Source organism: Akkermansia sp. 54_46 (assembly GCF_001917295.1).
In the GTDB taxonomy this organism is placed as follows: domain Bacteria; phylum Verrucomicrobiota; class Verrucomicrobiia; order Verrucomicrobiales; family Akkermansiaceae; genus Akkermansia; species Akkermansia muciniphila.
In genome coordinates this window covers 314,875-340,771 of record NZ_MNUD01000035.1, presented here as the reverse complement: position 1 = coordinate 340,771, position 25,897 = coordinate 314,875, and the positions used below count along the sequence as shown (strand labels likewise).

Genomic DNA, 25,897 nt, shown 5'->3' with positions numbered 1-25,897 from the left:
CCCGGGAGGCAGGAATGTTGCCGCGGACGGGAATAACTGTTATTCCCTGCTTTTTCTTTCCCGGTGAATCACGTGCCGTTTTCCGTTACTTGAGGAAACGGAAATCAGAATTTTCTTCCGGAAGGGGATTCCCATAGAAACGTTTAGGGCGCGTATGCCCATTTTCCTGCCGTGCCGTGTCATTCGGCATGGTTTTCCGCCGCCCATTTCCTGTACTGCGCGGACAATTGTTCTACAAGCGTCTGGTGCCTGGATGCCAGATTTTTCTGTTCCGTCCTGTCCCTGATGTCGTACACCTGCCAGGGGCCTCGGTTGGGGGCCACCAGCTTGAATTGACTTGTCAGGGCCGCCCGGTTTCTCTGATGTTCCCAGAAGATAGTGCGGGGAGGGCAGGTATTGGGAATGAAGTCCCACACCTTGGACGGAGGAAGTTTCGGAGGATTATTCCAGTAGGTGTTGAGCGGCTTGCTGTCCATATGGGCCGGAATTGGGAGAGCGGCCCACGCAAGGCAGGTTGGGGCGATGTCCTGGAGCAGGAAAGGCGAGTGGTAGCGCGATTCCGGACGTATTTTGGAAGGGTAGCGAATGATGAAGGGGGCGGACAGCCCTCCGTCAAAGGTTTCTATTTTATACTGGCGGTAAGGGGTATTGGACACAGCCGCCCACATGGGGCCGTATCCGTCCTTGCATCCGACTTCTCCCAGCGGGCCTGTGGGGAGGGTAGTCTTCTTGTTTTTATTGTTCTGGGGCATTTCCGCTGTTGCGCCATTGTCTGATAAAAACATGACGATGGTATTGTCACTGAGGCGGTGACGTTCCAGGGACGCGAGAATGCGGCCTATGCCGCGGTCCATGATAACGATTTGGGCGGCGTAGGTGGCCATGCATTCGGCAATATAATCCTTCCGCTTTGCGGAAGTTTTTTCATAGCCTTCTGGATTGAATTTACCGGCCATGCCCAGTTTGGCGGCAGGAGGGACGATTCCCAGCAGCTTTTGTTTTTCCAGTCTTTTGGAAGCAATGGCATGGGGGGATTTGCCGTTGTAGAACGGGAGCATTTTTTCTATTTCCCTCCGGGGGGCCTGGAGGGGTGTATGCGGAGCCGTATAAGCCACGTAAAGGAAGAAGGGCTGCCTGCTTTTGACGGCATCGTCAATATAGGCCAGAGCCGTTTTGGTGATATCGTCCGTCATGTAGAAATCCTCCGGCAGATCCTCCGGACGGAGCAGTTTCCCGTTTTCACCGAAGGGTCTGTCCGGCATGGGCCTGTAGTAATCTGCCGCTCCACCCAGCAAACCGCGGGAACGGTCAAAGCCGCGGTCCCATGGGTAGGATCCCCGAACTTTTCCAAGATGCCATTTCCCGGAAAGATAGGTACGGTATCCCGCTTTTTTCAGAAGTTCCGGCAGGGTGGGGATACCCGGGTTCAGGCGTCCGCGGTAGCCGGGGCGCCCGCTGTCGTCATCCAGGAGCCCTACGTCCACCTTGTGAGGTTCGCCGCCGGTCATGATGGAGGCCCGGGAGGGTGAACAGCGGGAAGCGGTGTAGAGCCGGGTTGCCAGCATCCCCTGTCTGGCCAGGGTATCCAGGGCAGGAGTGGGTATTTCCGAACCGTAGCAGCCCGGGTCGGACCATCCCATGTCATCAGCCAGGATAAGGACGATATTAGGCCTGTCCGCCAGTGAAGGGACAAGGGTAAGCAACCAGAAGGCTATGCTGGACATGATGGAGGAACGCAGGGTAGAGCACATGAAAGGAATATGGAATATCATATATAATAAGCGGAACCGCTATTGATTCTTGCAGCAGGAGGAAAAAACAGGCCGTTCCGGAAAGATCCGTCCTGCGTATGCCTGTTTTTGCCGGAGGCCTTCTCCTGCGGCTGAATGTCTTTTCTGCGTGATGAAGCGGTGCCGGAAGAGGCGGCCTCCCTACCACCATAGGATGGCGCAAAGCAGAATGGCGGCTCCATAGGCCATTCCTCCCAGGCAAAGAGGCGTCCACCAAGCAGGTTTGGAGCATATTTTATTGACCATGTCGCGGTACAGGTAGGGCTTGCCTATCCAGAGAATCGAAAGGAAAATGACGATGTAACACCAGATGGGAATAAGGAGCCTGGTCACTGGCTCCTGAAGGAAGGCGGCACTGAGCAGGGGAGCTGCCACCATCAGGCCGAAGATGCCCAGCGCCCGTGGAAAGAGCAGGTTTTTCACCTGCGTGACCATCAGCACCAGAAAGACGGGGCATGCCAGCTGGAGCAGCCAGCGGATACCTTCAAATTCCGCCAGCCCCACCCGAAAGCGGCTCAGCACGCCCAATCCTTCGGGAGCCACCAGCAGAAAGAACCAGAACAGGCCGCCGGCCAGCAGAATCTGAGCCAGCAGGTGGTTGCGCGGAGACGCCAGCAGAAAAGCCTGCACCTGCTGCCTTTTTACCAGCGCATACAGGTGGACCAGCAACAGAACGGTTCCCAGGATATACCCCGCCACAGACAGTGGTATCATTCCATCGTACGGATGCAGGAAGGGAGCATGCTGGTTCATCTGGACGCTAACCTTAATGATTATCCCGGTTTCGTAAAGGCGAATCAGTGGGAGTAGGAAGAAAATTCCACTGGATTGCCGGCAATGGTCCGGCAGCTTCCCGCCCGCGCCGGGCGGAGAAACAAGGGGTTCAGGAACCTTGGGTGACTTTGTTAAGCGTAGGGTCCTCAACGGGGGATATTTTCCCGTCCGCATAAAGCACCATGATTCCTCCCTGGTGGCGTTCAAGGGCCGGGACTACGATTTCCTCAAAATCCTGTTCCGTGATGACGCTGCGCCCGTCAATCGGGATGCCGTCGCTGATCCAGGGTTTGCCCCGCAGGGCCTGGCCGCGCGCCACATTCATAGGACGCCCCTTCCGGTTGTCCAGCCAGCTGGTGTAGGAAATGGTGTCCGGCCCGGCGGGAAGGTTGGCATCCTCCGCTCCGAGGATTTCCGGACGCTTGTCGTTTTTGCAGCGGAACGTGTCCGGGAGCATGTTGGGTTCCTTGGCGTTCCGGGCGATCAGGTCGGGTTGTTCCGCATTAACGATGGGCGCCAGGGCGTCCCACCAGTTCCGGCATTCCCTGGCGCTCAGGAGGCTGTCTTTCATGCCGCTGGAGGGCAGTTTTCCGCCGTTCTGGCCTGCGAATTCCTTGCCCCAGTCGCTAATGCGGCGCAGGTTGTCCGTACAGCGCGTTCTGGCTGCCGTTTCCGTGGCATGGGAATAAATGCTGTAGGAGACGCCTGCCAGCAGGGCAATGATGGCGATGACTACGAGAACTTCAATGAGTGTGAAACCTTTGCTGCGTGGGGTAAGTAAGCGGGTTTTCATGATTTCCCGCCATTATGCACGATTTAGGCTGCTTGAAAAGGCAGAAACTGCGCTCTTGGGTGAAAAGAGCGAGGCCGGTGCTCCGGAGATGAAAAAGGCCGGTCCCGTGAAGGACCGGCCTGTAGAAAGGGTGGAGCCGGATTCCACTTATTTGGCGGAAGTTACCAGAGCAGCGAAGGATTCCGGCTTCAGGGAAGCGCCGCCAACCAGAGCCCCGTCAATGTCCGGCTGGGCCATGAGTTCCTCCACGTTTTCCGGTTTTACGGAGCCGCCGTACTGGATGCGCACCTTGGCGGCGGCGTCTGCTCCGAAGACGTCGGAAATAACCTTGCGGATAAAGGAATGGGCTTCCTGGGCTTCCTTGGAAGTTGCGGTCAGGCCGGTGCCAATGGCCCAGACGGGTTCATAGGCGATGACCAGGTTGGATACCTCCTCCGGGGTGAGATCCTTGAGGCCGCCCTTGAGCTGGATTTCCAGCACGGGTTCCAAAATGCCCCCCAGGCGTTCGTCCTTCGTTTCTCCGATGCAGAAAATGGGGGTGATGCCTGCGGCGATGGCCTTCTTGATTTTGGAGTTGATAATGGCATCCGTTTCTCCGAAATATTGGCGGCGTTCGCTGTGGCCGAGCACCACATACTTGAGGTTCAGTTCATTCAGCATGCTGGTGGAGATTTCACCGGTATAAGCTCCGTTGTCGTACTGGGAGACGTTCTGGGCTCCGGCGGTGATGCAGGAGCAACCGCCCAGAGCGTTCTGCACGGAGGGAATGGTGGTGAAGGGAGGGATGATGACCACGTCACACGCGACGTCTTTCCCCTTAATGAGGTTTTTGAAGCTTTCGATGAACTGGGCGCCTTCGGCGGGGCCGATGTTCATCTTCCAGTTGGCGGCAATGATGGGTTTGCGGGACATAATGGAATGATATTAATCAGGAACACGCATTGTTGACAAATTGAAGCTGAGGTCAAGCACAGATCAAAAGGGCCGCATACGCGCCGTCCGATTTTTCCTCGTGGGGAAGGATAAGTTTTTCTTCTTTCAGCGTCCATTCCGGATGGTTCTGCAAAAAGTCCCTGACCAGCAGTCCGTCTTCCTCCGCGTCAATGGAACAGGTGGAATAAACCAGTCTGCCGCCCGGTTTGACGGCGCGGGAGGCATTTTCCAGGATGGTCTTCTGGAGTGCGGCCAGGCGACGGATTTCCTCCGGAGTCAGGCGCCAGCGCACGTCCACGCGGCGTTGGATGACTCCGGTGTTGGAACAGGGAACGTCCAGAAGCACGGCGTCAAAGCGGCCCTTCCATTCCGTGCGGCAGGGAAGGGACCAGTCCGCCTGCGCCGTCCTGACGAAGGGGGATCCCTGCCTGTCCAGGTTTTCCTTCAGGATGGGCAGCCGGTGTTTGTGGAGATCCGTGGCGGTCAGGCGGGCTTTGCCTCCGGTAGCGGCGATGATGGCTGCGGATTTGCCGCCGGGGGCGGCGCAGGCGTCCAGAATCTCCTCTCCGGGCTGGGGGGCTAGCAAATCAATGGAATAACGGGTGGAAGGGTCCGCCACGTAAAGGGAGCCTGTTTTAATTTCCTCCAGCGGCAGAAGGCCTTCCACGGAGAACCAGCCGGGCGCGCGGTCCAGCGGTGCGAGGGAGGCCGGAATATTTTTCATGGGTATCAAAGGATTGGCGCGCACATACAGGCGCGGTGTGGTATTGTTCCAGCGGAGCAGGTCGCGGGTCATTTGCGGCCCCATTTGTTCCGTCCATCTCTGTACCAGCCATGCGGGGGTGGAATAATGAATGGAAAGCGGAAGTTTTTCCCGGTCCTCCAGAATGGTTTTCTCCCGCCGCAAAGCGTTGCGCAGGATAGCGTTTACCAGTCCTCTCAGGCGTACGGACGCGAGATTCACGGTTTCATACACAGCGGCGTGGTCCGCCATGCCCAGCAGGAAAAGCTGGCTCAACCCCAGTTGGAGAATAAGACGCGCTTCCACGTCCAGCTTGCCTTTCCGGAGGGTTCCGATGACGTGGTCAAGCCAGGTCTGGTTGCGCAATACGCTGAAGACCAAAGCCTGCACCAGATGCCTGTCTGCCGGTGGAAGCGCAGCTCGTGAACATTCCCGGTCCACGAGGGTTTCCGCAAAGGAGCGGCCTGCATGCCAGCTCCTCAGGCAATTCAGTGCTGTCTGGCGGGGGGAGGGGGGATTGTTCTTCACCGGGGAACTCTACATGCGGAACGTTCAGGTTTCAACCTGCAAAAACGCCCGGCGGAAAAAGGGGGACGCCGGATCGGTTCCGGTTTTCACCTGTCTTTTCTGGGGCTGCCCACTTCCTTCCTGTAAATGGCCCGGAGTTTTTCCAGCTGGTCTTTCCTTGTTCCCGCAAGATTATTCCTTTCTTCAGGATCCCTGCCTATGTGAAAGAGGAACGGTTTATTTTGTTTTTGCGTAAGCTTCCAGCCGTCTCCCGTGATGACGGTGTGATCCACGACTACATAATCGCGCTGCCTGGAGGAGTTGCCGGACAGTATATCCATATAGGAAACGGCATCTTTGCCTTCCGGCATGCGGATCCCCGCAAGATCGGCGAAAGAGGCCATATGGTCGTAATTGGCCACCAGGCTGTGGCAGACCTTTCCATGGGGCAGCGTGCCGGGCCAGGAAATGATAAGGGGAACGCGGATGCCCCCTTCATGGCTGGTCCATTTCAGGCCGGCCAGATTGGCCATGGCGTTGTTTGGCCCAACGCGGCCGCGGCTGCCGCGGAAAACATCCAGCAGTTCCCCGGTGCCGTCTAGGACGCCTCCGTGGCAGTCGGGCCCGCGGCCGCGGCCTTTATCCGTACGGTAGTAAAGTTCATGCCCGTTGTCGGAACTGAAAATGATAATGGTGCGCTTGTCCAGGCCCAGCTTGCGCACCTGGTCCACGATGGCTCCGACCTGCCTGTCCAGCTTGTCCACCATGGAAGCGTATTCTTCTGCCGCTCCGGAGCATTCCCTGTTGGTTCCGCTGGCATTGCCATAGGCCTGGCGGATGGCAGGGGAGCCCGCGTACGTGTTTTCTTCCGGAGGAATATCTACCGGGCCGTGGGGAAGGTTGGTGGAAAAAAAGATAAACATGGGCCTGTTCCGGTTTTCCTCCATGAAACGAAGGGTTTCCGCCAGCATCACGTCCGGAGCGTAGGTGACTTTGCCTTCCCTGTTGCCTCTTCGTTTTTCTGTGGCTCCCGGACTGTAGTCTTCCGGAGTTTTGCCTCCGTCGGCATGGGTGTTGCCTTTCAGGGGGAGGCGTTCGCCGTCTTTCCAGAGGAAGGAGGGATAAAAGCCATGGGCCCTCTGATGGTCCATGTACCCTACATAGCGGTCCCAGCCGTGTCTTTTCAATTCTCCGTGCCATGTGGTGAATCCCCATTCCAGCTTGCCGAACTGTCCCGTGACGTATCCGGCCTTTTTCAGCAATTCCGGGAGGAACACTTCTCCCTCGGCGGCCTTGATGCGTACTGCCCGTGCCGCTTTCTCTTCCAGTTGCTCATTGGACCAGCCTTCCCGTTCCGCCGTGATGACCAGGGCTCCCGCTGTCTGGGTGTAGGAATGGGAGTGGCTGTCGTGCACGCCCATAAGCAGGGAAGCGCGCGCCGGGCAGCAATATTGGCTGCTGTAGCACCGGGTGAACATGATGCCCTGGCTGGCCAGGCGGTCGATATTGGGTGTTTTCACGATTTCCTGGCCATAGCAGCCCAGCATGCCCATGCCCAGGTCATCCGCATAAATAAAAATGATATTGGGTTTGAAGGCCGCGGCGGATGCCAAAAACGGAGAGAGCGAAAATGCAGCCGCCAGAAATGCGTGTGAAAGAAATCCCATAACGGTCACTACGCAGGAAAAGAAAAGGTTATTGCAAAGAAAAAACCGTCCGGAATACCTTTTCCGGACGGTTTGATAAAGAGTGGTACCGTTACGGGCGCTTAATTGCCGTAGGGTTTGTTGACACGGCTGAATTGCTTCAGGCGCAATCCGTTGAGGTGGATGAACCCTTCCGCGTCGTTCTGGTTGTACAGTTCCTCGTGGCCGCCTTCCATCGTGGCGATTTCTTCGGAATACAGGGACTGCGGGGAACGGCGTCCGGCGTACATGACGTTGCCCTTGTAAAGCTTCAGGCGTACTTCCCCGTTGACGGTTTCCTGGGATTTGGTTACCAGGGCCTGGATGGCCTCGCGTTCCGGTGCAAACCAGAAGCCGTTGTAAACCAGCGTAGCGTATTCCGGGATGAGGGAGTCGCGCACCTTTTGCACTTCCCGGTCAATTGTAATTGTTTCAATATCGCGGTGGGCCGCCAGCAGGATGGTGCCGCCGGGAGTTTCATAAATGCCGCGGCTCTTCATGCCCACAAAGCGGTTTTCTACGATATCCACGCGGCCGATGCCATGCTTGCCGCCCAGGGCGTTCAGCACGTACATGACGCCCAGGGGGCTGAGCAGGGTATACCCGTCGCGTTCTCCTTTCGGGGTGACGCCCAGTTCTTTCAGCAGAACGTCGAGACCATCGTACTGGATGCCGATGACATTGCCCTTTTCATACAGGAGCTGGATGTATTCGGCCTGGTCCGGAGCGTCTTCCGGGGAAACGGAAAGCTTGTACATTTCACGGTCGGCGGGGGTGGTGCCGTCGTACCAGGTATCTTCCAGCATCCCGGCTTCAAAGGAAATGTGAAGCAGGTTGCGGTCCATGGAATAAGGCTTTTTCAGAGACTGCCGGATCGGGATGCCGTGGGATTCCGCGTAGGCGATCATTTCCGTGCGGCCCGGGAACTGCTGGCGGAATTCGGGATCGCGCCACGGGGCGATGACCTTGATGTTCGGGGCCAGGGCATTGACGGCCAGTTCAAAGCGTACCTGGTCGTTCCCCTTGCCGGTGGCGCCGTGGGCGATGGCGTCCGCGCCTTCCCGGATGGCCAGATCCACCATGTCTTTGGAAATGCAGGGGCGGGCGATGGAGGTTCCCAGCAGGTAGCGGCCTTCGTAAAGGGCATTGGCCTGCATCATCGGGAAGATGTAGTTGGTGGCGAAGTCTTCCTTGAGGTCGCCGATGAAGCACTTGGAGGCGCCCGTCGCCAGGGCTTTGGCTTCCAGTCCGTCCAGTTCTTCCGCCTGGCCTACGTCTGCGCAGTAGGCGATGATTTCGGCATTATATTTTTCCTTGAGCCACTTCAGAAGAACGGAGGTGTCAAGGCCGCCAGAGTATGCAACTACGATTTTCATGTACGTCAATGATTAGTGTGCGGCGGCATGATGCCCCATTCCCCCCCCGGAGGAAAGGACAAAATCATGTTTCGCCGCGGGCTTTTTCCCGGAACCGCCGGAGACTGCTTTGATGAAACGGTTCCAAGCGGAGATGAACCGGCCTTACCGGGGAAAGCAACGCTCATTTCTTCCACAGCTTTTTCCGGAATTTACTCGGGATTTTTACTGGAACCCATTGGAAAACGGCACTCCGTACAAAATGCTGAAAATGTCGGCCCTTTCCGGTTTCCGTTCATGAATCCGGCAATCTTCGGCCATCATCCGGAACAGGAGTGAAACAGCCGCTTTCCTATATAAAGATAGCCATATCTTGCGTTCTTTTTGCATACTCTCACGGAAATTCCCAGCTGAAGCCTGTCCGGTGAACGGTTCCGCCGCCAGTCTGCGTAAATGGTGCAGTTCCCGGTCCTGTCCTCCCTGATGATGAATTTGATTGCGCAATGGATCTGAAACAGGCGGTGCGTGTAGGCAGAACTCCCCATGTCTTTTTTCTTCAATATTTACTGCAGGGACGGAGATAAGGGCCGTTTTTTACGACGGAGCTTCCCTGCCCGATCGCCGTTTTCATGCCGGAATATTTCTAGAAAAATTTTCAGAAAATGTCCTCCGAGCCCTGGGAGCGGGGTATTTTGCATGAACTTCTTTCAAATATGTTTCCTGGGGTGTTGGAGATAATGGTTAGGAAGAGTTAAATAAATTAGCTTCTTCCATCCTGTTGCGAATGTTCCGGATGCCTCCTCACGCGATATGTTTGTGAAAGAAACAGGTATTCAATTCCATGCGCAAAGACCGCCGGAAAGGTCGGATGACATTGAAAACGGCTTGAATTTGATAAAATCGAAAAAAAGCGCTTGATTTTTCATCCCCGTCCCTCTACTTATTCCGCCGAACTTATGGCTAAGAAGAGCTGGATCGCAAGAGACAAGAAAAAGGCTGAAACCGTCAAGCGCTATGCAGAACTGCGTGCGCAATTGAAGGCTGAGAAGGATTATATCGGTTTAACCATGCTGCCCCGCAATGCAAGCCCGACCCGTACGGTCAACCGCTGCCTTGTTTCCGGCCGCCGCCGTGCATTTATCCGCCGTTTCAAGCTTTCCCGTATTTCCTTCCGTGAACTGGCCAATGCCGGCATGATTCCCGGTGTGACCAAGTCCAGCTGGTAAGGACAGGAAAAGGTTGCAGCCTTATAAAGATTTTGACGCTAGGCTGATTTTTATTTAGCCTAGCGTTTTGCTATGCCCATATACGAGTATATTTCTGAAAACCCTGACGACCCCGGACAGTCCTGTCCGGTGTGCCGCCGCGGTTTTGAGTTGAGGCGTCCCGTGGACCGTGCTCCGCTTGAAAAATGCCTGGTGTGCAAGCATCCCGTGCGTAAGGTCATCAGCCGCATTAATGTGCCGGAGGTGACCAAGCCTCTTTCCGTTTCAGACGCCAAGGCTGCCGGATTCACCGTGCTGGAGCGCCGGGACAAGGGCGTTTATGAAAAACTGTGATGACAAAGTGCCGGGCAATATCTCTGCCTTCTTCTCCGAATATATTATTTGAATCAGAATGAATGATCCGGATCCTCTGAGTATTCTTGCGGCCTTCGGGGCCGCTGAAGCGCCCGGTGCAGGCCCGGCGCTGGGTGGGATGATGCTGGCAGTTGCCGGCTTTATCCTTTTTTTGTTGTTGAATGCGTTTTTTGCGGCAGGCGAGTTCGCCTTGATGAAGGTTCGTGAAAGCCAGCTGCACGCCGGGGAAGGTGTTCCGGCCCGAACCCGGAAAAAACTGGCCCGGGCGCGGAAGGCTGCCAAGCATCCTGATCTTTATTTGGCCGCCTGCCAGGCGGGCATTACGCTTTCTTCCCTGGCGTTGGGATTCCTGGGAACGTTTTTTGTATCGGAACTGACAGCTCCCTTTCTGGTCTCCCTGGGATTGGGAGGCATGGTTTCCGTTTACGGAATCGCTCTGGCCGTTACATTTATTTTCTTTGCCTGCTGCCAGGTGGTATTTGGGGAGTTTATCCCCAAGGCTATGGCGATGCGCCAGCCGGACAAGGCCGCCCTGGCGACGGTTCCCCTGCTGTATTTCTTTTATACGGTGTTCAGATATACGGGTATTCTTGGCCTGACGGGCGGAATGGCGCGGTTTGTGCTGAAATACCTGCTGGGCATAGACCCCCGTTCCACGGCGTGCACAGTGCACAGCACGGATGAATTGATGTATCTGGTGGAAGAAAGCGAACGTTCCCGCGAGCTGACGAAGCAGGAGGCTGAAATTTCCAAAAATGCCCTTGAACTGAACGATATGTGCGTCAAGGACGTAATGACCCCGCGCTCTGAAGTGGATGTGATGGATTTGACGGCTCCCTTTGAGGAAAACTGGGAGCTTGCCCGGAAATCCCGCCACACCCGGTTTCCGCTGGTGGAGGGAGACCACCTGGATGAAGTGAAAGGCTGGGTGCATGTCAAAGATCTGCTCAAACTGGTAGGACGGGAAAATCCGGATCTGAGGAGCGTGCGGCGTGAATTGCGCGTGGTGCCGGATACGATGCCCCTGGACAGCCTTCTCACGTTCTTTCTGAAAGAACATGCCCACTTTGCCCTGGTAGTGGATGAATTCGGTGATTCTATCGGCCTGGTATTCCTGGATGATGTGCTGGAACAGATTGTGGGGGATGACATTCAGGACGAGTTTGACCAGGAGGAAATGCGGGAGTTTGTGAAAACCGGCAAGGATACATATGCCGTCAATGGGGCTATTACCCTGTTTGACCTGGCAGATTACCTGCCTGAAATGGATTTGGATTGTCCGGGCGTTACTACGCTGGGCGGTTACGTAATCAGCCGGATGGGTTATATTCCGGAAGAAGGGGAGGAATTGCGGATTGGCCGCTACCGGGCTGTGGTGACGGGGTCTGACGGCAGGAGAATCACGCAGATTCTGCTGGCCCGCCTTCCGGAGGAACAGGAGGAGGAATAGCGCCATGAAGGAAAAACCGCATCCGGATATGAGTTTTGAGATGGAGGCCCGGGCCTCCGGTTTTCTTTGCGTGGCTGGAGTGGATGAGGCCGGGCGCGGGCCGTTGGCCGGTCCCGTGGTAGCCGGCGCCGTTATTTTGCCTGTTCTGGCGGAGGAGTTAACCGGTTTGAACGATTCCAAGCAGTTGACCGCAGCAAAAAGGGAACGCCTGTTTCTGGCTCTTTTGGAGTGTGAACAGGCGGTGTGTTCCGTAGGAGTGGCTTCCGTGGAAGAAATAGACCGGTTCAACATTTTGAGGGCCACTCATCTGGCGATGGCGCGTGCGGTGGAAGGTCTGGCCCTGCGTGCAGATTTCTGCCTGGTGGATGGATTGCCTGTCAAGGGGCTTCCTGTGCCGCACCGCGCCATTGTAAAGGGGGACGGCAGGAGCCTTTCCATAGCCGCCGCCAGCGTTCTGGCCAAGGTGACGAGGGACCGCATGATGATGGAAGCGGACGCCTCCTACCCGCAGTATGGTTTTGCAAAACACAAAGGATATGGCACAAAAGCCCACATGGAAGCTCTGCGGCGGCATGGGCCCTGTCCGCTCCATCGCCGCTCGTTTGCGCCGGTTTCACAAATGGAACTGTCCATCCCTGAGCAGGGGTAAGCGGGATACGGCATGGCTGGGAATGTACGGGGAACTGGCTGCGGCCTCCTTCCTGCGTGCGGAAGGGTGCGTTATCCTGAGGAGAAACTGGCGTCCCGTCAGAGGCGGAGAGCTGGACATTGTGTGCCGGGAAGGGGAGTGTCTGGTTTTTGTGGAGGTGAAAACCCGTACGGGGAATGGTTATGGAGGTGCCCGCCGCGCTGTGAATGCCCGTAAAAGGGCGCTGATACGCCGGGGAGCGGCGGAATGGCTTCGCCTGCTTCCGGAACCGGTGAATTCCCGTTACGATGTTGTGGAAGTCCTGTACAGGGAAGGGATGCCTCCGGAATTCAGGCATATCCGCGGAGCATTCGGGGCGAAGGATTTGCCCGCTTCATGAAAAGACGGCAGGGAAAGGCGGGAAGGAAACGCGGCGGATACGGAGCTCAGGTCGCGAAGCCCTGCCGCAGCGGACGGGACAATCTCTTTAGCCCCGCATTTCCCCATGCGGATGCAGATGTTTTTCTATTATAATATAGCGGGAGTGGAAACTCAGTCCGCCCGGAGAGCCAGAATGGCCTCCATGAAATCCTGGGGAATATCCATGCGGGCAAGTTCGTCTTGGAGAAGGACGCCATTGGCTCCTGCGTCCAGCATGCGGCGCGCGTCTTCCACGGTGCAGATGCCCCCTGCGGACAGGACAGTGACAGAGGCGGGTATTTCTTCAATGAGTTTCTCCGTGACTGCAGGATTGGCTTGGAGAGTGTGCGGGTCTGCATTGTTGATGCAGATGAATTCCGCTTCCAGGTCCATGACGGTTTCAAGCTCCTTCAGGGTATGGACCTCCATCATCACGTCCAATCCCAGCCCGGAAGCCATGCGGTACAGCTCCGACAAATCCTTTGCCGGCAGGGCGGCCGTCACCAGATTGACGGCATCCGCCCCCGAGACGATGGCCTGGCAGATCATGGCGGGATGAATGAACACGTCGCGCGCCATGACGGGAATGGAACTGATTCTGGAAACAGTGGAAACCATGTCCCATGACCCGCCGTATACTTCCGGTTCCACAGCGATGGAAATGCCCTGCGCTCCGCCCTGGAGGAACATGCCGTACATGTGCCGGATATCCTGGGCTGCTTCCCGGAGGCGGAGGGCGGGATGTACCCTGGATATCTCCGGAATTACGGAGAGGCGGGTTTCCCCAAGGTCCGCCGCGGTGCGGAATCCCGCGTAATCATTCCGCTGGATGGCGGAGGCCCGTAATTTTCCTTCCAGAGGAAGAAGTTTTTTCAAATCGGCGCGTTTGCGCTCCAGAATACTGTTTAAATAATCCATATATTACTTTTTGGGCAGGAAGTAGGAACGTTGTTTTTCGGAGATGGGCAGACCTGCCTGTTCCATGACACACAGCATATCCTCCCAAACCTTTCGCTTTTCTGAAATATCTTCCGTGCGGAGAAGATAACTGGGATTATAAGTAACGCGCACGGGCGTGTTGAAAGCTGTGTGGAAGGTGCCTCTCAGGGCGGAAAGAGGCGTCTCTCCTGACTGGAGGATGCCTCGGGCGGAGATTGCTCCCAGGGCTACCACTACTTTCGGGCGCACCAGCATAATTTCCTCCCGGAGAATGGGCAGGGAAATTTCTATCTCCCGGTCTGTAGGCGGGCGGTTATTGGTAAGCTGCCGGGGGAGGGCCGGGCGGTATTTGACCAGATGGGTCAGATAAATATCGGAACGGGAAAGCCCCATGGCTTTCAGCATGGCGTCCAGCTTTTGTCCGGAAGGCCCGGCCAGGGGAACCCCCTGTTTTTCTTCATACAGGCCGGGGGCGTCCGTTACCATCATGATGTCCGCCTTGGGATTGCCGGAGGAAAACACGGGCGTTTCCCTCAAGGAATCCATGTTCCGGAGCGGCGGCCAGTTAACGACCAGCTCCCGCAGGGAGGACAGTTTTTCTTCCTCCGTTTCACCTTCCAGATCAAAGGAAATATGGCGGGGTACCGGAGCATCCTCCTCCGTTCTGTGCGGCTGTACTCCGTTGAGGATATCCCGGAGTTCATTGCCGAAGGATGCTTCATCCACGGAATCTGGAGGCGTCTGCTCCGGGGTGGGCTGTTTCGGCCGTGTTTCATTTGCGGCAGGCTTGGCGGAAACGGAAGCGGGGAGGGGGCTTCCGGATATCCGGCGCGCGTCCATGACCCATTTTCTCAGGACCATTCTGGCTTCCTCCGTGACGGTGGTTTTCTCCACGCCCCGGGATAGCAGGGCGCGCAGATAATCCAGCGTGAGGTGTTGGGGAAGGCCGGCGGACATGTTCGTTCCGGAGTGTAATCTATTTCCGGATGGATGCAACAGTCCATTCGGTATGTGCCTGTCTGCCGGGTGAAACGCCGGGGACTCTTATGGAGGGCCGCCCGGAAGGGAAGGGGAAAGAAGAAAATTCCATAAGAGCTCCCTTCCCGCGTTAGATGCCGTTAAACGGAGGGGAAAGTTTTTTTCCCGGCTGGATACGCTTTTCTGGTATGAGCGTTATCCAGAATTTAGAAGACAGCGGCAAGGGGAAGGTTTTTTTCAACCGGGCTGGAGCGTCTTTTCCCGTGGCCGTTTTTGCTGCGGGAATATTACCTGATAACATCCGTCCTTTCCCGCTCTCCCTTACAAAGGAAGCTTCTCCGGTCTTTTCTTGACCCCTTCATTCTGCTGTATGGGAAGGCTGTGAAAATGCAGATATGGCAAGGGGGCGATTAGGATTCGCGTGGAACCTTGAACGGCAGAGGGAAATCCGTTCAACGGGAGACGCGTTTTTCTTGCTCATGACGCCTTTGCGGAGTACAGCCCCTGACACTTTTTTCAGGGAATATTTTTGAGGGATTGTGTATTTTTCATGCGTGTAAATTTTTTATTATAAATGAAATATGATAAAAATAAAAAAGTGTGTCGTGTTATGATAGAAAAAAGTATTTCGGGAAGTATATTATTTGTCATGATATGACAAAAATGCGGCATGTTTTATATATTGTTTATTTTTAGTAATTTATCTTAATAGGTTTTCCTTGTTTGGGAGGGGGTGGGCGGAAAAAAAGGATTGCCAAGGCAGGGATTATTTCGTACCCAAGAGCCGCCGTTGCCGATTTTCCGGCTTTCGCACATGGCCTGAAGGTTTTGCCGGAGTGACTGCCATGTGTATGGCGCCTAACCTCGTACCGCATGAATTTAAGAATAATTGCCACCCTGTCTTGTGCCGTCGCGGCCATGTTTGTCAGCAGCTGTTCGACAAACGGCGCTGTAACCGGCATGGGGAAATCCAGTAGTGACGCTCTTGTTTTGGCCCGTGTAGGTGAAACTGCCCAGGGATTCGTCCAGCCCCTGGCGCCCAGTCGTTCGGCAGCGCCTTCTTCCAAACTTCCCAAGTTGGGGCGCGACAAGCACAAGATGCCGTTTTATCATCCCGCCCAGCGTACCCGCGTAGTGCGCACCACGGCTTATACCCATTCCGAGCGCGACCATTTGGCCTACGGTCCCCGGAATGCCGTCGGTACGGCGCTGAAATACACGTCTTCCGTCCGCAGCGCCGCTGCAGACTGGTCCGTTTATCCTTTGGGGACTACTTTCCGCATCAAGGGCCAGCCCTACCTTTACGTTGTTGATGATTACGGAAGCGCCCTGGTCGGCACCGGAACCATTGATATTTACCAGCCCAACAAAAAGCTGATGAAGGAATGGGGCCGCCGTTATGTGGAACTGACTATCGTCCGCTGGGGAGATCCCGCCAACAGTCTGGAGGTGCTCGGCAGCCGTCGCGGCTACAGGCACTGCCGCGCCATGTATGCGGCCCTGCAGCACCGCGTTTCCAAGGGGTTTTATGCCAAGGCCGACTGACCCATGTTTTCCATCCCGGCGCCGCCATCGCTGCATGGCGGCGCTTTTTTATTTTCCGCCGTGCGGGCGGAGTGGTAATCTGGCGGCATGAATACGGAAAAACGGGCTTCCATTGTCCAGGAGGAACTCATGTCCCTGTACGGGGCTCCTCCCATTCCCCTGGTGCACCGCGACGCTTACACGCTGCTGGTGGCGGTTCTCTTGTCTGCCCAGTGTACGGACAAGCGGGTGAATCTGGTGACCCCTGCTCTGTTTGCCCTGGCCTCCACCCCGGAGGAAATGGCCCGGCAGGATGTGGAAGCGGTCCGGGAAATTGTGAGGCCCTGCGGCCTCTCGGAAAGGAAGGCATCCGCCATCGTGAACCTCAGCCGCATCCTGGTGGAAAAATATGAGGGAAAGGTTCCTTGCGACTTTGCTGCTCTGGAGTCTCTTCCGGGGGTGGGGCATAAAACGGCTTCCGTCGTCATGGTTCAGGCCTTTGGCGTTCCCGCCTTTCCGGTGGATACCCACATTTTCCGCCTTTCACGGCTGTGGGGGCTGAGCACGGGAAAAACGGTGGAAACCGTGGAACGCGATTTGAAAAGCCTTTTCCCTGAAAAATCATGGGGAGATCTTCATCTGCGTATTGTCTTGTACGGCCGTGAATATTGTCCTGCGCGGGGATGCGGGGGGCGCTGCCCCATCTGCAGCCGGCTGGCCCGGGAGAGCGGCTGCGAAGGCGTCTGAATTTTTTACAGGGTCTAAAATGATGCTTGCAAGTCTGAATTTGCATGCTTTAATACACCAGTATCTTTTCGAACAACCATATAACTTAAATTATGAAGAACCTTTTTAGACTGGGTTTCCGTTTCGTTGCATTTGCTTCCGTCCTGATGGCTGCGTTTTCTACATCCGCTTTCGCTCAGGAAGCCGCCGAAGCCGTTGCCCCGCAGGAACAGACCATGCTTGACAAATGGATCATCGCCGGTGGTTGGACCATGATTCCGATTATGCTGGTGGAAGCTTTCATCATTTTCCTGGTGATTTACAACATGGTAGCCCTGAAAAAGGAAAAATTCTGCCCGGAAGATCTCAAGGTCACTCTGTTGCAGCTGATGGCCGAATGCCGCATCCGGTCCGCCATTGAAGTTGCGGCCGGCAGTCCCACCTATTTGGGCCGTCTGGTTGCCTACGCCCTGCCGAATGTGGACGCTACCCGTCCGGAAGACCTCGGCAAAGATGCTATTGAAGACGCCGTGGCCGACTTTACGGCCAATGAAAGCCGTTCCGTGTTCAAATGGATCAACATGCTGGCCCTTTGCGCGCAGATTTCTCCCATGCTCGGCCTGTTCGGGACGGTGCAGGGGATGGTGGGCGCGTTCGGGACGCTGGCTACCGCCGGCCAGGCGGACCCCACCCAGCTGGCCGGTGACATTTCCGTGGCTCTTCTGACAACGTTCTGGGGATTGATCAACGCCATTATCGCCACTCCGTTCTTCTTCTTCCAGAAGGGCATTGCCAACGCCCAGATTGCCGAATGTGTGGGCACTGTGCAGGAAATGGTGAACACCTCCATCAACGTGGTGAATGCCGAAGCCCAGCTTGCCCGCATCCCCGAAGGCCTGGCCTGATTGCCGGAACAGGCGGTCCGGCCCAGAAGCGTCCGCTCAGTCGGAACCGGGCCGGAGAACCTCAACAAAATGTAGCTTATGGGTAAGAAAAAAGCTAATGTAGCGCCTGAAGAAGAAAATGGGGAAATGGATATGTCCCCCATGATCGACATGGTTTTCCTCCTGTTGATTTTCTTTGTGGTGAACGCTACGGCCATTACCGTTAAAAAGGATAAGAACATCCAGATGCCTACGGCCAGCAGTTCCGGTGAAGTGAAATCCGCCAACGGCTGCATTGTGGTGAATGTTTATGGGGAAGGCGCGGGCAAGCGGCCGCCTGGCGTAGATCCCAGCGTTCTCTGGTCCTCCGACGTAGGCACCCCGCTCAATTCCTCCGACGAACTCAAGGAATATATCAAGAACCTTGTGGAACGCTTCAAGGACAGGCAGGATTTTGAAACGCGCCTTTATCTGCGCGGCGACCAGCAGGCCCTCTTCAAAGGGTCCCGGGAGGTAATCCGCGTGGCTGCGGAATGCGGTGTCATCAAAGTGATTTTTGCCGTTCTGCCTGCCAAGAATTCCTCTCCTGCAACCAAGGCTGAATAACATTACGCGCTATGGCAAGACATAAAAAACTAGAGGCAGTCGAGGATGAAGATCCCAAGCTGGATATTTCTTCCCTTATCGACGTATGTTTCCTTCTGTTGATTTACTTCATTGTGGCGACTTCCCTGATTCAGGAACGCAAGCTGGATATGTCCATGCCGGGCCAAGCCATGGGCGAAAACGCCTCCCAGATTGAGCCGGCGCTGATCCGCATCATCAAGGACGGTACCATTTACTGGGGTAAGGACAACAGCCTGATGATCGACAATGACATGAACAACCACAACCTGGCGACGCTCGTGCAGCAGCTGGAAGCCAAAAAACAGGAGGCCAGCGCTGTAGGCACCAAGCCGGTAGTGCAGTTGTGGGTGGAAGGGGATGTTCCCCACCAGCGCGTTATTGACGTCATGAACGCGTTGACGGAGGCCGGGATTACAACGGTGGCTCTGACCGACCTTAAGAACGACTAAAAATAAATTACCCTTATTTTTTTCATTGACTCTCAGCTTCCGCTCCCCAAGAGGAGCGGAAGCTTTTTGTTATTGACGGGAGAAACGGACGCCCGCATACGGCAGCATTTTGCGGCAAGGAGGGGAAGCCCTGTGGAGAAATCCGGAGCCGGACCATGCCCTTTTTATTGTACGGTAAATGTTCTGGTTGGGATATGCGGTTTTGGCTGGAGCAATACTCCTTTCATAGCCCGGTTCTGAATCCGTTTTTCCCTTTTGTGAAACCGCAGGTGGCGGGCGGATAGCCGTGAATTCTGTCCGGGAACGGAGCTTCAGGAGAAATGTTGCCGTTTTTTTCCAGTATTGCATTCCGTGTCTGGCTGGGAGGAGGAGAGGCAGTCAGGAGATTCGGATTCAGGAGAGTATTGGAAGGGCTGGCTTCAGAAAACCAGTTCATTCACGGGAGAGATGGAAAGAGTATATTGGAAGGAGGGTGCAGCAGAGCAGAGAGAAAGGCGGCTCGAAGCCTTTATCTTATTTGTGCAGTAACAGGAAAATCCTTGTTGATGATTTTCGGGAAGTGATGTTGTTATTAGGAAGTACGGGGAGGAAGTGTATTTTCCCGTACCTCCCGTGGGGAAGAATAGCTGTTTTTTCATGATATTTCCTTTCAACTCGCGAATGGGATTTCATGTTGAAAAAGGAGAACTGAGAGGGGAGGGGTAGCTGTTGCCGGGGAGAAGGCCGGTATGGCTGCGGATGCCGGAAAAATGGAATTCCGGTTGGGCGGACGATATGTTTGCGCCATGTTAAATATGCCTCTGGCATCTTGACAGACGGGATTCGAGGCTCCTTAAGGGCATGATGGAGCAGTAGGCTGTATTCCACCGAAAAACTTTTGAAGGCGGAAAGCGTGCATTCCTTTGGCCGCAGAGTGTGTAGCAGGGTATTGAAAAAGCAGTATTTTCCCGGCCGGGCGGCGCCGACCTGTTCCAACTCCCGATAAACGCGGGATGGAAGAACTTTCTTGCAAGGATGACTAAAAAGATAAAACTTTCTTCTTTAGAGTTTGACACATCTTGTTAAAATGACGCAATCCATTACAGATAGGTGTATTCCGTGTATTTGCACGGATATTGCGCCTGTTTTATTATCTCTTCTGTTTCAACGAATTTTAAACACATGATCAAATCAAACTATACTACTGCACTGGCTGCAGGCCTGGTTTCCGTGCTGAGTATCGGGGCGGTTCTTCCATCCGGCGCCCAGCATGGCCCGCGCGATTACCAGCGCACGGCCCTGACGGCCATTAAGGAAGGGAAGTGGCAGGAGGCCCTGGATGCCGTGGATCGCTGCATCCGCGTTTATGAACCCCGTATCAAGATGCTGGGGCTGGATGACGGCTTCGGCTGGTTCTATTACCAGAAGGGCGTCTGTCTGGCCCAGCTGAAGAATTACAAGGAAGCTGTGGAAGCGTTCAAGGCTTGTTACACCAAGTTCCCGAGCGCTAAAAACCAGCTCGTGAAAATGGCCCTGTTCCGGGAAGGGGAAAACTACTGCCGTCTTGGGGATTTTGCCAAGGGCGCGGAGCTGCTGGAAAAATTCTTGAAAGAATACCGCAGCGATCCTGTCGCCAGAAACGTCAATGCCGGTGAAGTGCAGGGGCTTCTGGCCCAATGCTATTTCAAGATGTCCCCGCCTGCTTTTGAAAAAGGAATGGAAAACCTTACCTCTTGCGTTACGTCACGCTACAAGGGCCGCCGCATTACGGATGCCGTTATTACCAATGGCTTCCTGGCGATGGTGGATGCCGCTATTAAGACCGGCAAATGCAGTGAGACGGTGAAGTTTGTGGAAAACTACCCTTCCGTGATGAATATCAGTCCCACGCGTGTGGCTTTGTACACTCCGCGGCTGGTGAGCTACGTTGCGGAAGTGCTGGAGAAATCCCGTTCCCTGCTTCAGGATGGAAAACAGAAAGAGTCTGAAGATTATGCTTCCCTGGCGATGGTGCTGATGGGCCTTCTTCCCGATCAGTCCGGAGTAATGGCGGATGCCAATTATTCCCTGGATCGTCTGGGCCGTGCCAACGGGGCCGTGCCTGGCGTGACGGATTTTTCCCATACGCTGGACAGAGCGAAGGTGACAGCCCTGATCGACCAGTTCAACAAGATGAAGGAGGAAGGAAAGGTCATGGACGCTTTTACGTTCAGCTTCATGGGCAACCAGGCCTTGGTGCATGGTTCCCAAAGGGTTGCCCGCGCCGCCTACCAGCTTATCAATGAATCCTACCCGGATGCTCCGGGCAGGGAGGATAACCTGTATTATCTGGCAATGACCACCTGGCAGCTGGGAGAAGCGGACAAGGGAGGCGAGCTTGTGGCGCAGCACCTGAAGGAATTCCCCAATTCCAAGTATGCTCCCATGCTTAATACGCTGTCTTTGGAAGGGCTTCTGAAGGAAAAGAAATTCGATCTCTGCGTTCAGCAGGCGGACAAGGTCATGGAGCTGCATAAGGATGACCCCACCCATAAGTTCTATGAACTGGCCCTGTACTGCAAAGGAGCCTCCCTGTTCAACCTGGGGGCTGCCGACGCCTCCCGTTATAAGGAAGCGGTGCCGGTGCTGGAACGCTTCGTGAAGGAATACCGTGACAGCACTTATCTGAAAACGGCCATGTACCTTCTTGGTGAAACCTACACGAACCTGGGCAATACGGATGAAGCCATCCGGTCCTTTACCAATTACATTGCCCGTTTCCCGGACAAAGGTGAGGCCAATATGGCCGCCGTATTGTATGACCGGGCCTTCAACTACCTAAACCGCAAGAACCCCGGAGACGAAGAACTCGCCGCGAAAGATGCGAAGGAAATTGTGGACAATTTCAAAGACCACCGCCTGTTCCCGTATGCCAACAATCTGCTGGCTAATCTGTATGCCGGCAGCAAGGAACATGAGCAGGAAGCGGAAGGCTATTTCCTGGCCGCTCTGGAGTCCGCCAAGAAGCTGGGCGACAAGCGTCCCGCTGCGGAGGCCGTGTACAACCTGTTTATTAACGCTACCAAGAAGCCTCTTCCGGTAGAACCGAAGGAAGCCGTGGAAACGGCCAGGACGGCGCGCCGGGACGAGGTCAAGAAATGGTATGACGAGTACTGGAAAGACAGCGACCAGCCCGGCAGCCGCTACAGCCTCCAGCTGGCCGCCGCCGCCATGGAATTCTTCAAGGATGACAAGGAGATGTTTGACCCGGCATCCGTCAAGATGCAGGAAATTATTGTGAGGGAAGGCAAGAAGGACGATCCCAAGATGACCGTTCTTCTGGAAGAAGCCGTCAATTCCTATACCAAGACGTACATGGCCGGCAATCAGGCCCTGGGCCGCAATCTGGATGCCAATGCCATGCGCAACCACTTCTACCGGTTCCCCGGCGTGGACAATGATAAAGACAAGACGCTGAGCGCCATGCTTCGCATGGCCGTTATTGCCCAAACTCAGGAACGGTATGAAAAGGCTCCTGTGGAGACGGACGAACAGCGTGCCGAGAAAGCCGCCTTGGAAGGTCTGGTCAAGCAGCTCTTCGTGGAGCTGAAGCGCGACTTCAAACCTTCCGATCTGCCCCCGTACACGCTTGTGAAGCTTGGCATGCACCTGGCCGGCACTTCCCAGCCTGAAGAAAGCATCGCTTACTTTGATGAAATCCTGGACCCGTCGGAACCTGATCCGGTGCGTAAGAAGGCTCGCATCAACGGCATGTCCAAGTACCGCAAGAATGCGGTCTTCGGGAAAGCCGTAGCTCTGGGGCGCAGCAAGGATAACGCCAAGGTGGACACCGCCATCAAGATGATGAGGGATGAACTGAGCAAGGAAGAATCCAGCTCCAACCCGGACCGCAAAGCCATGGAAGACGCCCAGTACAATCTGGTCAAGTTCACTTCCGCCCGCCAGGACTGGCCGGCCGTCATTGCCGCTGCCGACAAGTACCGCGAAAACAAGACCTATAAGAAGAATCTGCCGGAAGTCCTCTATTTGCAGGGTGAAGCCTACCTGAAGCAGAATGAACTGGACAAGGCGTTGATTAACTTCATGAACATCACGGGTACGTACAAGGGACTCGTGAAGTGGTCCGCCCCCGCCGTGCTGGCGCAGATGGATACGCTGTGGAAGAGGAATACGATGTCCCAGGGTGCGGGCAAGCAGCCTTCCGACAGGTACGTTGCTTGGAAGGCCGGCAGCCAGTACGTGCAGTTGCTGGATACTCCCGCCAACCGCAAGAAGATGACGGCGGAGGACAGCGCCCTGGTCAATGAGGTGAAGGATAAGACGGCTAAGTTCGGTTCCGATCCTGCCGTCAGCCAGGAACGGGCGGACATTGCCGCCTATGAAGCAGCCGTACGCGCCGCCAAGGGCCAGAAATAATAACAAGAGGTTTAGTAATCAATCATATGAAAGCACTTTCAGTAATAATGGTATTGGCCGGACTGTCCTCCCTGGTTCCGTCCATGGCCCAGAATGCCCAGAATCCCCAGCGCCTGCGCGCCAGAGTTGCCGCACCGACCATCAAGAATGGCCGTCCGACGGATATCTACATTCTTTCCGCCAATGGACCCACGGTCCAGTTTGTGGAGAGCAGGGAATCCCAGGAAGTCCTTCAGCAGATGGACAGCGCCTTCAAGACGCTGTATATTTTTGAAACGGCCGACTTTGTGGATGCCAAGGTGGCTATGGAAAACCGGAAGTACCAGGAAGCCCGCAACAAATTCCACGCTCTGGTGAATAAGTATGCCTCAACGCTTTCCATCAAGGACAGCCTGTCCGCCCGGGCGGCCGTCTATGAACTGGAGTGCGCCATGCGCATGATGGATTGGGCCGGAGTCAAAGGGTTGGCGGCCAAGTTTCCCGTCAGAGGGGCCAATCTGTCCCCTTCCGCCCAGAATGACCTGGAGGTGGCAAAAATCATGGCCTTGATTCCGGATAAGGACTGGAACGGCGTGAAAAGCCGTGCCGGTTCTTTCCTGGCAACCAAAAAGAATGCCACCCGCCTCCAGCAGGCGCGGATGAAATATGCCCTGGGTGCGGCCGCCATGGTGGCCCAGGATTGGAACAAGGCTCTGGATTATTTTGCGGAAGCTCTGGTTTTGCTGCATGGTTCCGATGAAGAACTGGCGTCTGCCTGCGTGGCCCGCTCCCTGGATGCCTACCTGTGCATGCCGGATGTTGTCAAATTCTTTGAGAATCCCGTCGTCTCATCTGCCGTGGAATCCAGGAAGAATAATCCCGAAGCTGTGATTCCGGATTCACGGATGAAGTCCCGTCCCGCTCCTGTTAAGGAAGCGGCCGCCCTGTACCGTTTGCATGAACTGATGTTCCCGGACAGGAAGCTGCCGGCCAAGTATGACGGTTTTGCGGTTTCCTACAAGCATCCGGCCGCTGTTGCTCCCGCCAAGGCTCCTGACCAGGCTCCCGCACAGCCGCAGAAAAAGCAGTGATAAAGCTTCGCGGCAGGTTGTTCGCCGGCCGATATTTCTTTAATAAGGGACGCCTCCCCGTAAGGGGGAGGCGTCCCTTATGTTGCCTTCTTCTTGTTTCTGCAGGCAGAAGCCTCTCCCGGTGTATCCGGAAAGGAAACAGCGTCGTAGCAAAGGAGAACATGAATAGCTCATCAGATTGGGACGTGCGTCTCCCTGAAGGCTTGAAATGGATTTCTTCAGTCCCGTTTCCTGAATTGACAGGAAGATGTATCAAAGATCCTGGAACGTCCGGAAAAACGGTATTAAGCCGCTGTAGGCCGGGAACAGGGAACTAAGCGGTACAGCAGGACGGAGGGAGGGGAAACAGCCGGCATCTCAGTTGCAGCATTAAAAATGCTTGTGGCTTCGTGACGGCATTCGCGGGAGTTCGGAGGGAAAAGCTGTTCGACCGGGGGAAGACCGCCGGAGGCGGGCGTGGAGAAGGGAGTTACTGCAGAACGGGAGCTTTTTTTACTTCTTCCATCCATTTCCTATACAGTTCCGGAGAAATTTCGGAAGGCTTGATTTCCGAACGTTCGCCCCAGAAAACAGCCGTGTGGAGGATGGGAATGCCGGAGGCCTCCAGATGACGGTCAATCGCCGCCTTGTGTTCCAAAACGGCATCTTTTTCCAATCCGTGCACCACACCCATGATTTGCGCTCCTCCAAAAACATCTCCGCCCGTTCTCCAATAACAATGGGTCATGCAGATGTGGCGCCCGCATTCCGCTCCTGCCCGGATTTCCATGCCGGAGGGAACCGTCCAATGGAACAGTCCGTTGTATTTGGTAACAGGGCCGTCGTCCGTTTTGGCTCTCACATGTTCCAGAAAAGTGGCGAAACGGCCGATGACCTGCTTCCGATCCAGTTCTTCTGCCGTGCGGCAGTATTCTTCCGTTCCCAGCCCTTCCCGTGCGGCACGGAGGGACCAGGGATCTTCCACCATTTCCTCAGGCCTGAGCTGTTCCTTGACGGAGAGGAGCACCTTCCATTCCAGTTCGGAGAGAGAAACGGTTTTCGTTTCCTGCATGGGAGCCGGTTCCGGGGTTTTTTCTCCGGGCCTGAGTCCCCTGCGGCGCATGTGTCCCACTCCCAGCGCAAAGACGCCGCGCGCCGGCAGCAGAACATAGCCGTCCGCTCCGATATGGCGTTTCAGGATGCCGCAGTGTTCTTCCGGCGTACCGCATCCCACGGGCACCTTGACCGTGGTCCAGAGCCTGTAGTTGGCGCCGGGGTTGGCCGCATCCGTATTGCGGAGCACCACATGGCCCGTAAAAGGGTCCTGCTCCTTCATCCAGTCAAAAGCGGCATCCAGTTTTTCCTCCGGCAGGGACCAGGCCACCAGGGCTCCCTGGGCCAGCTTGGTCGCCAGCAGCGTCTGGCGCACGCGGCGCACTACTCCGGCCTCCATCATGGCTTTCAGCCGCTGGATAACTACCGGAACAGGATGTCCGCATTGTTCGGAAATGGCGTGGAAGGGCAGGCGGCGGAACCCTTTGATGCGGTCTTCCGCCACCAGCAGAATGTCCGTGTTGACGGGGTCGTTGGGGGAAGTGGGGATATTGTTCATGGCGGCGTAAAAAAGGCCGGGCGAGGGTATCGCCCGGCCCGGAAAGCCGGATTTGAT

Annotated in this window: 22 protein-coding genes; 12 read left to right on the top strand and 10 right to left on the bottom strand. The window is 55.6% G+C overall.

Features of this window, described 5'->3' with window-relative positions:
• Nucleotides 1-179: 179 nt before the first annotated feature.
• The 7 genes from BHW66_RS10795 to BHW66_RS10765 form a co-directional block, all read right to left on the bottom strand.
• The gene (locus BHW66_RS10795) at nt 180-1,772 is read right to left on the bottom strand and encodes a sulfatase-like hydrolase/transferase (protein WP_102758737.1); all 1,593 of its coding nucleotides are present in this window, start codon (nt 1,770-1,772) and stop codon (nt 180-182) included.
• 159 nt (nt 1,773-1,931) lie between these two features.
• Complete coding sequence (locus tag BHW66_RS10790) at nt 1,932-2,543, bottom strand: hypothetical protein (protein ID WP_012419616.1); 612 nt, start codon at nt 2,541-2,543, stop codon at nt 1,932-1,934.
• 130 nt (nt 2,544-2,673) lie between these two features.
• A complete protein-coding gene (locus BHW66_RS10785; protein WP_012419615.1) occupies nt 2,674-3,357 on the bottom strand; it encodes a prepilin-type N-terminal cleavage/methylation domain-containing protein in 684 nt (227 codons plus the stop codon).
• Nucleotides 3,358-3,504: 147 nt separating this feature from the next.
• A complete protein-coding gene (gene tpiA, locus BHW66_RS10780; RefSeq protein WP_046436777.1) occupies nt 3,505-4,269 on the bottom strand; it encodes a triose-phosphate isomerase in 765 nt (254 codons plus the stop codon).
• Between the two features lie 52 nt (nt 4,270-4,321).
• Nucleotides 4,322-5,560 (bottom strand): transcription antitermination factor NusB, encoded by a 1,239-nt coding sequence (locus tag BHW66_RS10775; protein WP_102758738.1) that lies wholly within the window; start codon nt 5,558-5,560, stop codon nt 4,322-4,324.
• 86 nt (nt 5,561-5,646) lie between these two features.
• A complete protein-coding gene (locus BHW66_RS10770) occupies nt 5,647-7,152 on the bottom strand; it encodes a sulfatase-like hydrolase/transferase (RefSeq protein WP_215439392.1) in 1,506 nt (501 codons plus the stop codon).
• A 155-nt stretch (nt 7,153-7,307) separates the two neighbouring features.
• The gene (locus BHW66_RS10765) at nt 7,308-8,600 is read right to left on the bottom strand and encodes an argininosuccinate synthase (protein WP_031930340.1); all 1,293 of its coding nucleotides are present in this window, start codon (nt 8,598-8,600) and stop codon (nt 7,308-7,310) included.
• Between the two features lie 935 nt (nt 8,601-9,535).
• On the opposite strand from BHW66_RS10765, the gene rpsN reads away from it, so the two are divergent.
• The 5 genes from rpsN to BHW66_RS10740 all read left to right on the top strand — a co-directional run bounded on the left by rpsN (nt 9,536) and on the right by BHW66_RS10740 (nt 12,637).
• On the top strand, nt 9,536-9,805 hold the full coding sequence (gene rpsN, locus BHW66_RS10760) for a 30S ribosomal protein S14 (RefSeq protein ID WP_012419610.1): 270 nt from the start codon (nt 9,536-9,538) through the stop codon (nt 9,803-9,805).
• A 72-nt stretch (nt 9,806-9,877) separates the two neighbouring features.
• Nucleotides 9,878-10,138: an FmdB family transcriptional regulator gene (locus BHW66_RS10755; RefSeq protein ID WP_012419609.1), complete on the top strand. Its 261-nt coding sequence runs from the start codon at nt 9,878-9,880 to the stop codon at nt 10,136-10,138.
• Between the two features lie 58 nt (nt 10,139-10,196).
• Nucleotides 10,197-11,609 (top strand): hemolysin family protein, encoded by a 1,413-nt coding sequence (locus BHW66_RS10750; protein ID WP_031930337.1) that lies wholly within the window; start codon nt 10,197-10,199, stop codon nt 11,607-11,609.
• Between the two features lie 4 nt (nt 11,610-11,613).
• Nucleotides 11,614-12,258: a ribonuclease HII gene (locus BHW66_RS10745; protein WP_012419607.1), complete on the top strand. Its 645-nt coding sequence runs from the start codon at nt 11,614-11,616 to the stop codon at nt 12,256-12,258.
• A gap of 22 nt (nt 12,259-12,280) precedes the next feature.
• A complete protein-coding gene (locus BHW66_RS10740) occupies nt 12,281-12,637 on the top strand; it encodes a YraN family protein (RefSeq protein WP_012419606.1) in 357 nt (118 codons plus the stop codon).
• Between the two features lie 152 nt (nt 12,638-12,789).
• Here the strand turns inward: BHW66_RS10740 and BHW66_RS10735 are convergent, their stop codons facing one another.
• A complete protein-coding gene (locus BHW66_RS10735) occupies nt 12,790-13,575 on the bottom strand; it encodes a hypothetical protein (protein WP_046436771.1) in 786 nt (261 codons plus the stop codon).
• A gap of 3 nt (nt 13,576-13,578) precedes the next feature.
• Complete coding sequence (locus BHW66_RS10730; RefSeq protein WP_046436769.1) at nt 13,579-14,553, bottom strand: uracil-DNA glycosylase; 975 nt, start codon at nt 14,551-14,553, stop codon at nt 13,579-13,581.
• 894 nt (nt 14,554-15,447) lie between these two features.
• On the opposite strand from BHW66_RS10730, the gene BHW66_RS10725 reads away from it, so the two are divergent.
• The 7 genes from BHW66_RS10725 (at nt 15,448) to BHW66_RS10695 (ending at nt 24,249) form a co-directional block, all read left to right on the top strand.
• On the top strand, nt 15,448-16,119 hold the full coding sequence (locus BHW66_RS10725; protein WP_012419603.1) for a 3D domain-containing protein: 672 nt from the start codon (nt 15,448-15,450) through the stop codon (nt 16,117-16,119).
• 87 nt (nt 16,120-16,206) lie between these two features.
• Nucleotides 16,207-16,845 (top strand): endonuclease III, encoded by a 639-nt coding sequence (nth, locus tag BHW66_RS10720; protein WP_102733613.1) that lies wholly within the window; start codon nt 16,207-16,209, stop codon nt 16,843-16,845.
• 92 nt (nt 16,846-16,937) lie between these two features.
• Complete coding sequence (locus tag BHW66_RS10715; protein WP_012419601.1) at nt 16,938-17,729, top strand: MotA/TolQ/ExbB proton channel family protein; 792 nt, start codon at nt 16,938-16,940, stop codon at nt 17,727-17,729.
• 78 nt (nt 17,730-17,807) lie between these two features.
• Nucleotides 17,808-18,314 (top strand): biopolymer transporter ExbD, encoded by a 507-nt coding sequence (locus BHW66_RS10710; protein WP_102732421.1) that lies wholly within the window; start codon nt 17,808-17,810, stop codon nt 18,312-18,314.
• A gap of 11 nt (nt 18,315-18,325) precedes the next feature.
• Nucleotides 18,326-18,784 carry a biopolymer transporter ExbD gene (locus BHW66_RS10705; RefSeq protein WP_102733614.1) on the top strand — a complete coding sequence of 153 codons (459 nt, stop codon included), beginning with the start codon at nt 18,326-18,328 and terminating at the stop codon, nt 18,782-18,784.
• 1,161 nt (nt 18,785-19,945) lie between these two features.
• Complete coding sequence (locus BHW66_RS10700) at nt 19,946-23,179, top strand: tetratricopeptide repeat protein (RefSeq protein ID WP_102733616.1); 3,234 nt, start codon at nt 19,946-19,948, stop codon at nt 23,177-23,179.
• Between the two features lie 26 nt (nt 23,180-23,205).
• The gene (locus BHW66_RS10695) at nt 23,206-24,249 is read left to right on the top strand and encodes a hypothetical protein (protein ID WP_286689032.1); all 1,044 of its coding nucleotides are present in this window, start codon (nt 23,206-23,208) and stop codon (nt 24,247-24,249) included.
• A gap of 469 nt (nt 24,250-24,718) precedes the next feature.
• Here BHW66_RS10695 and BHW66_RS10690 read toward each other — a convergent pair whose 3' ends face one another.
• Complete coding sequence (locus BHW66_RS10690; RefSeq protein ID WP_022198557.1) at nt 24,719-25,840, bottom strand: hypothetical protein; 1,122 nt, start codon at nt 25,838-25,840, stop codon at nt 24,719-24,721.
• Nucleotides 25,841-25,897 lie beyond the last annotated feature (57 nt).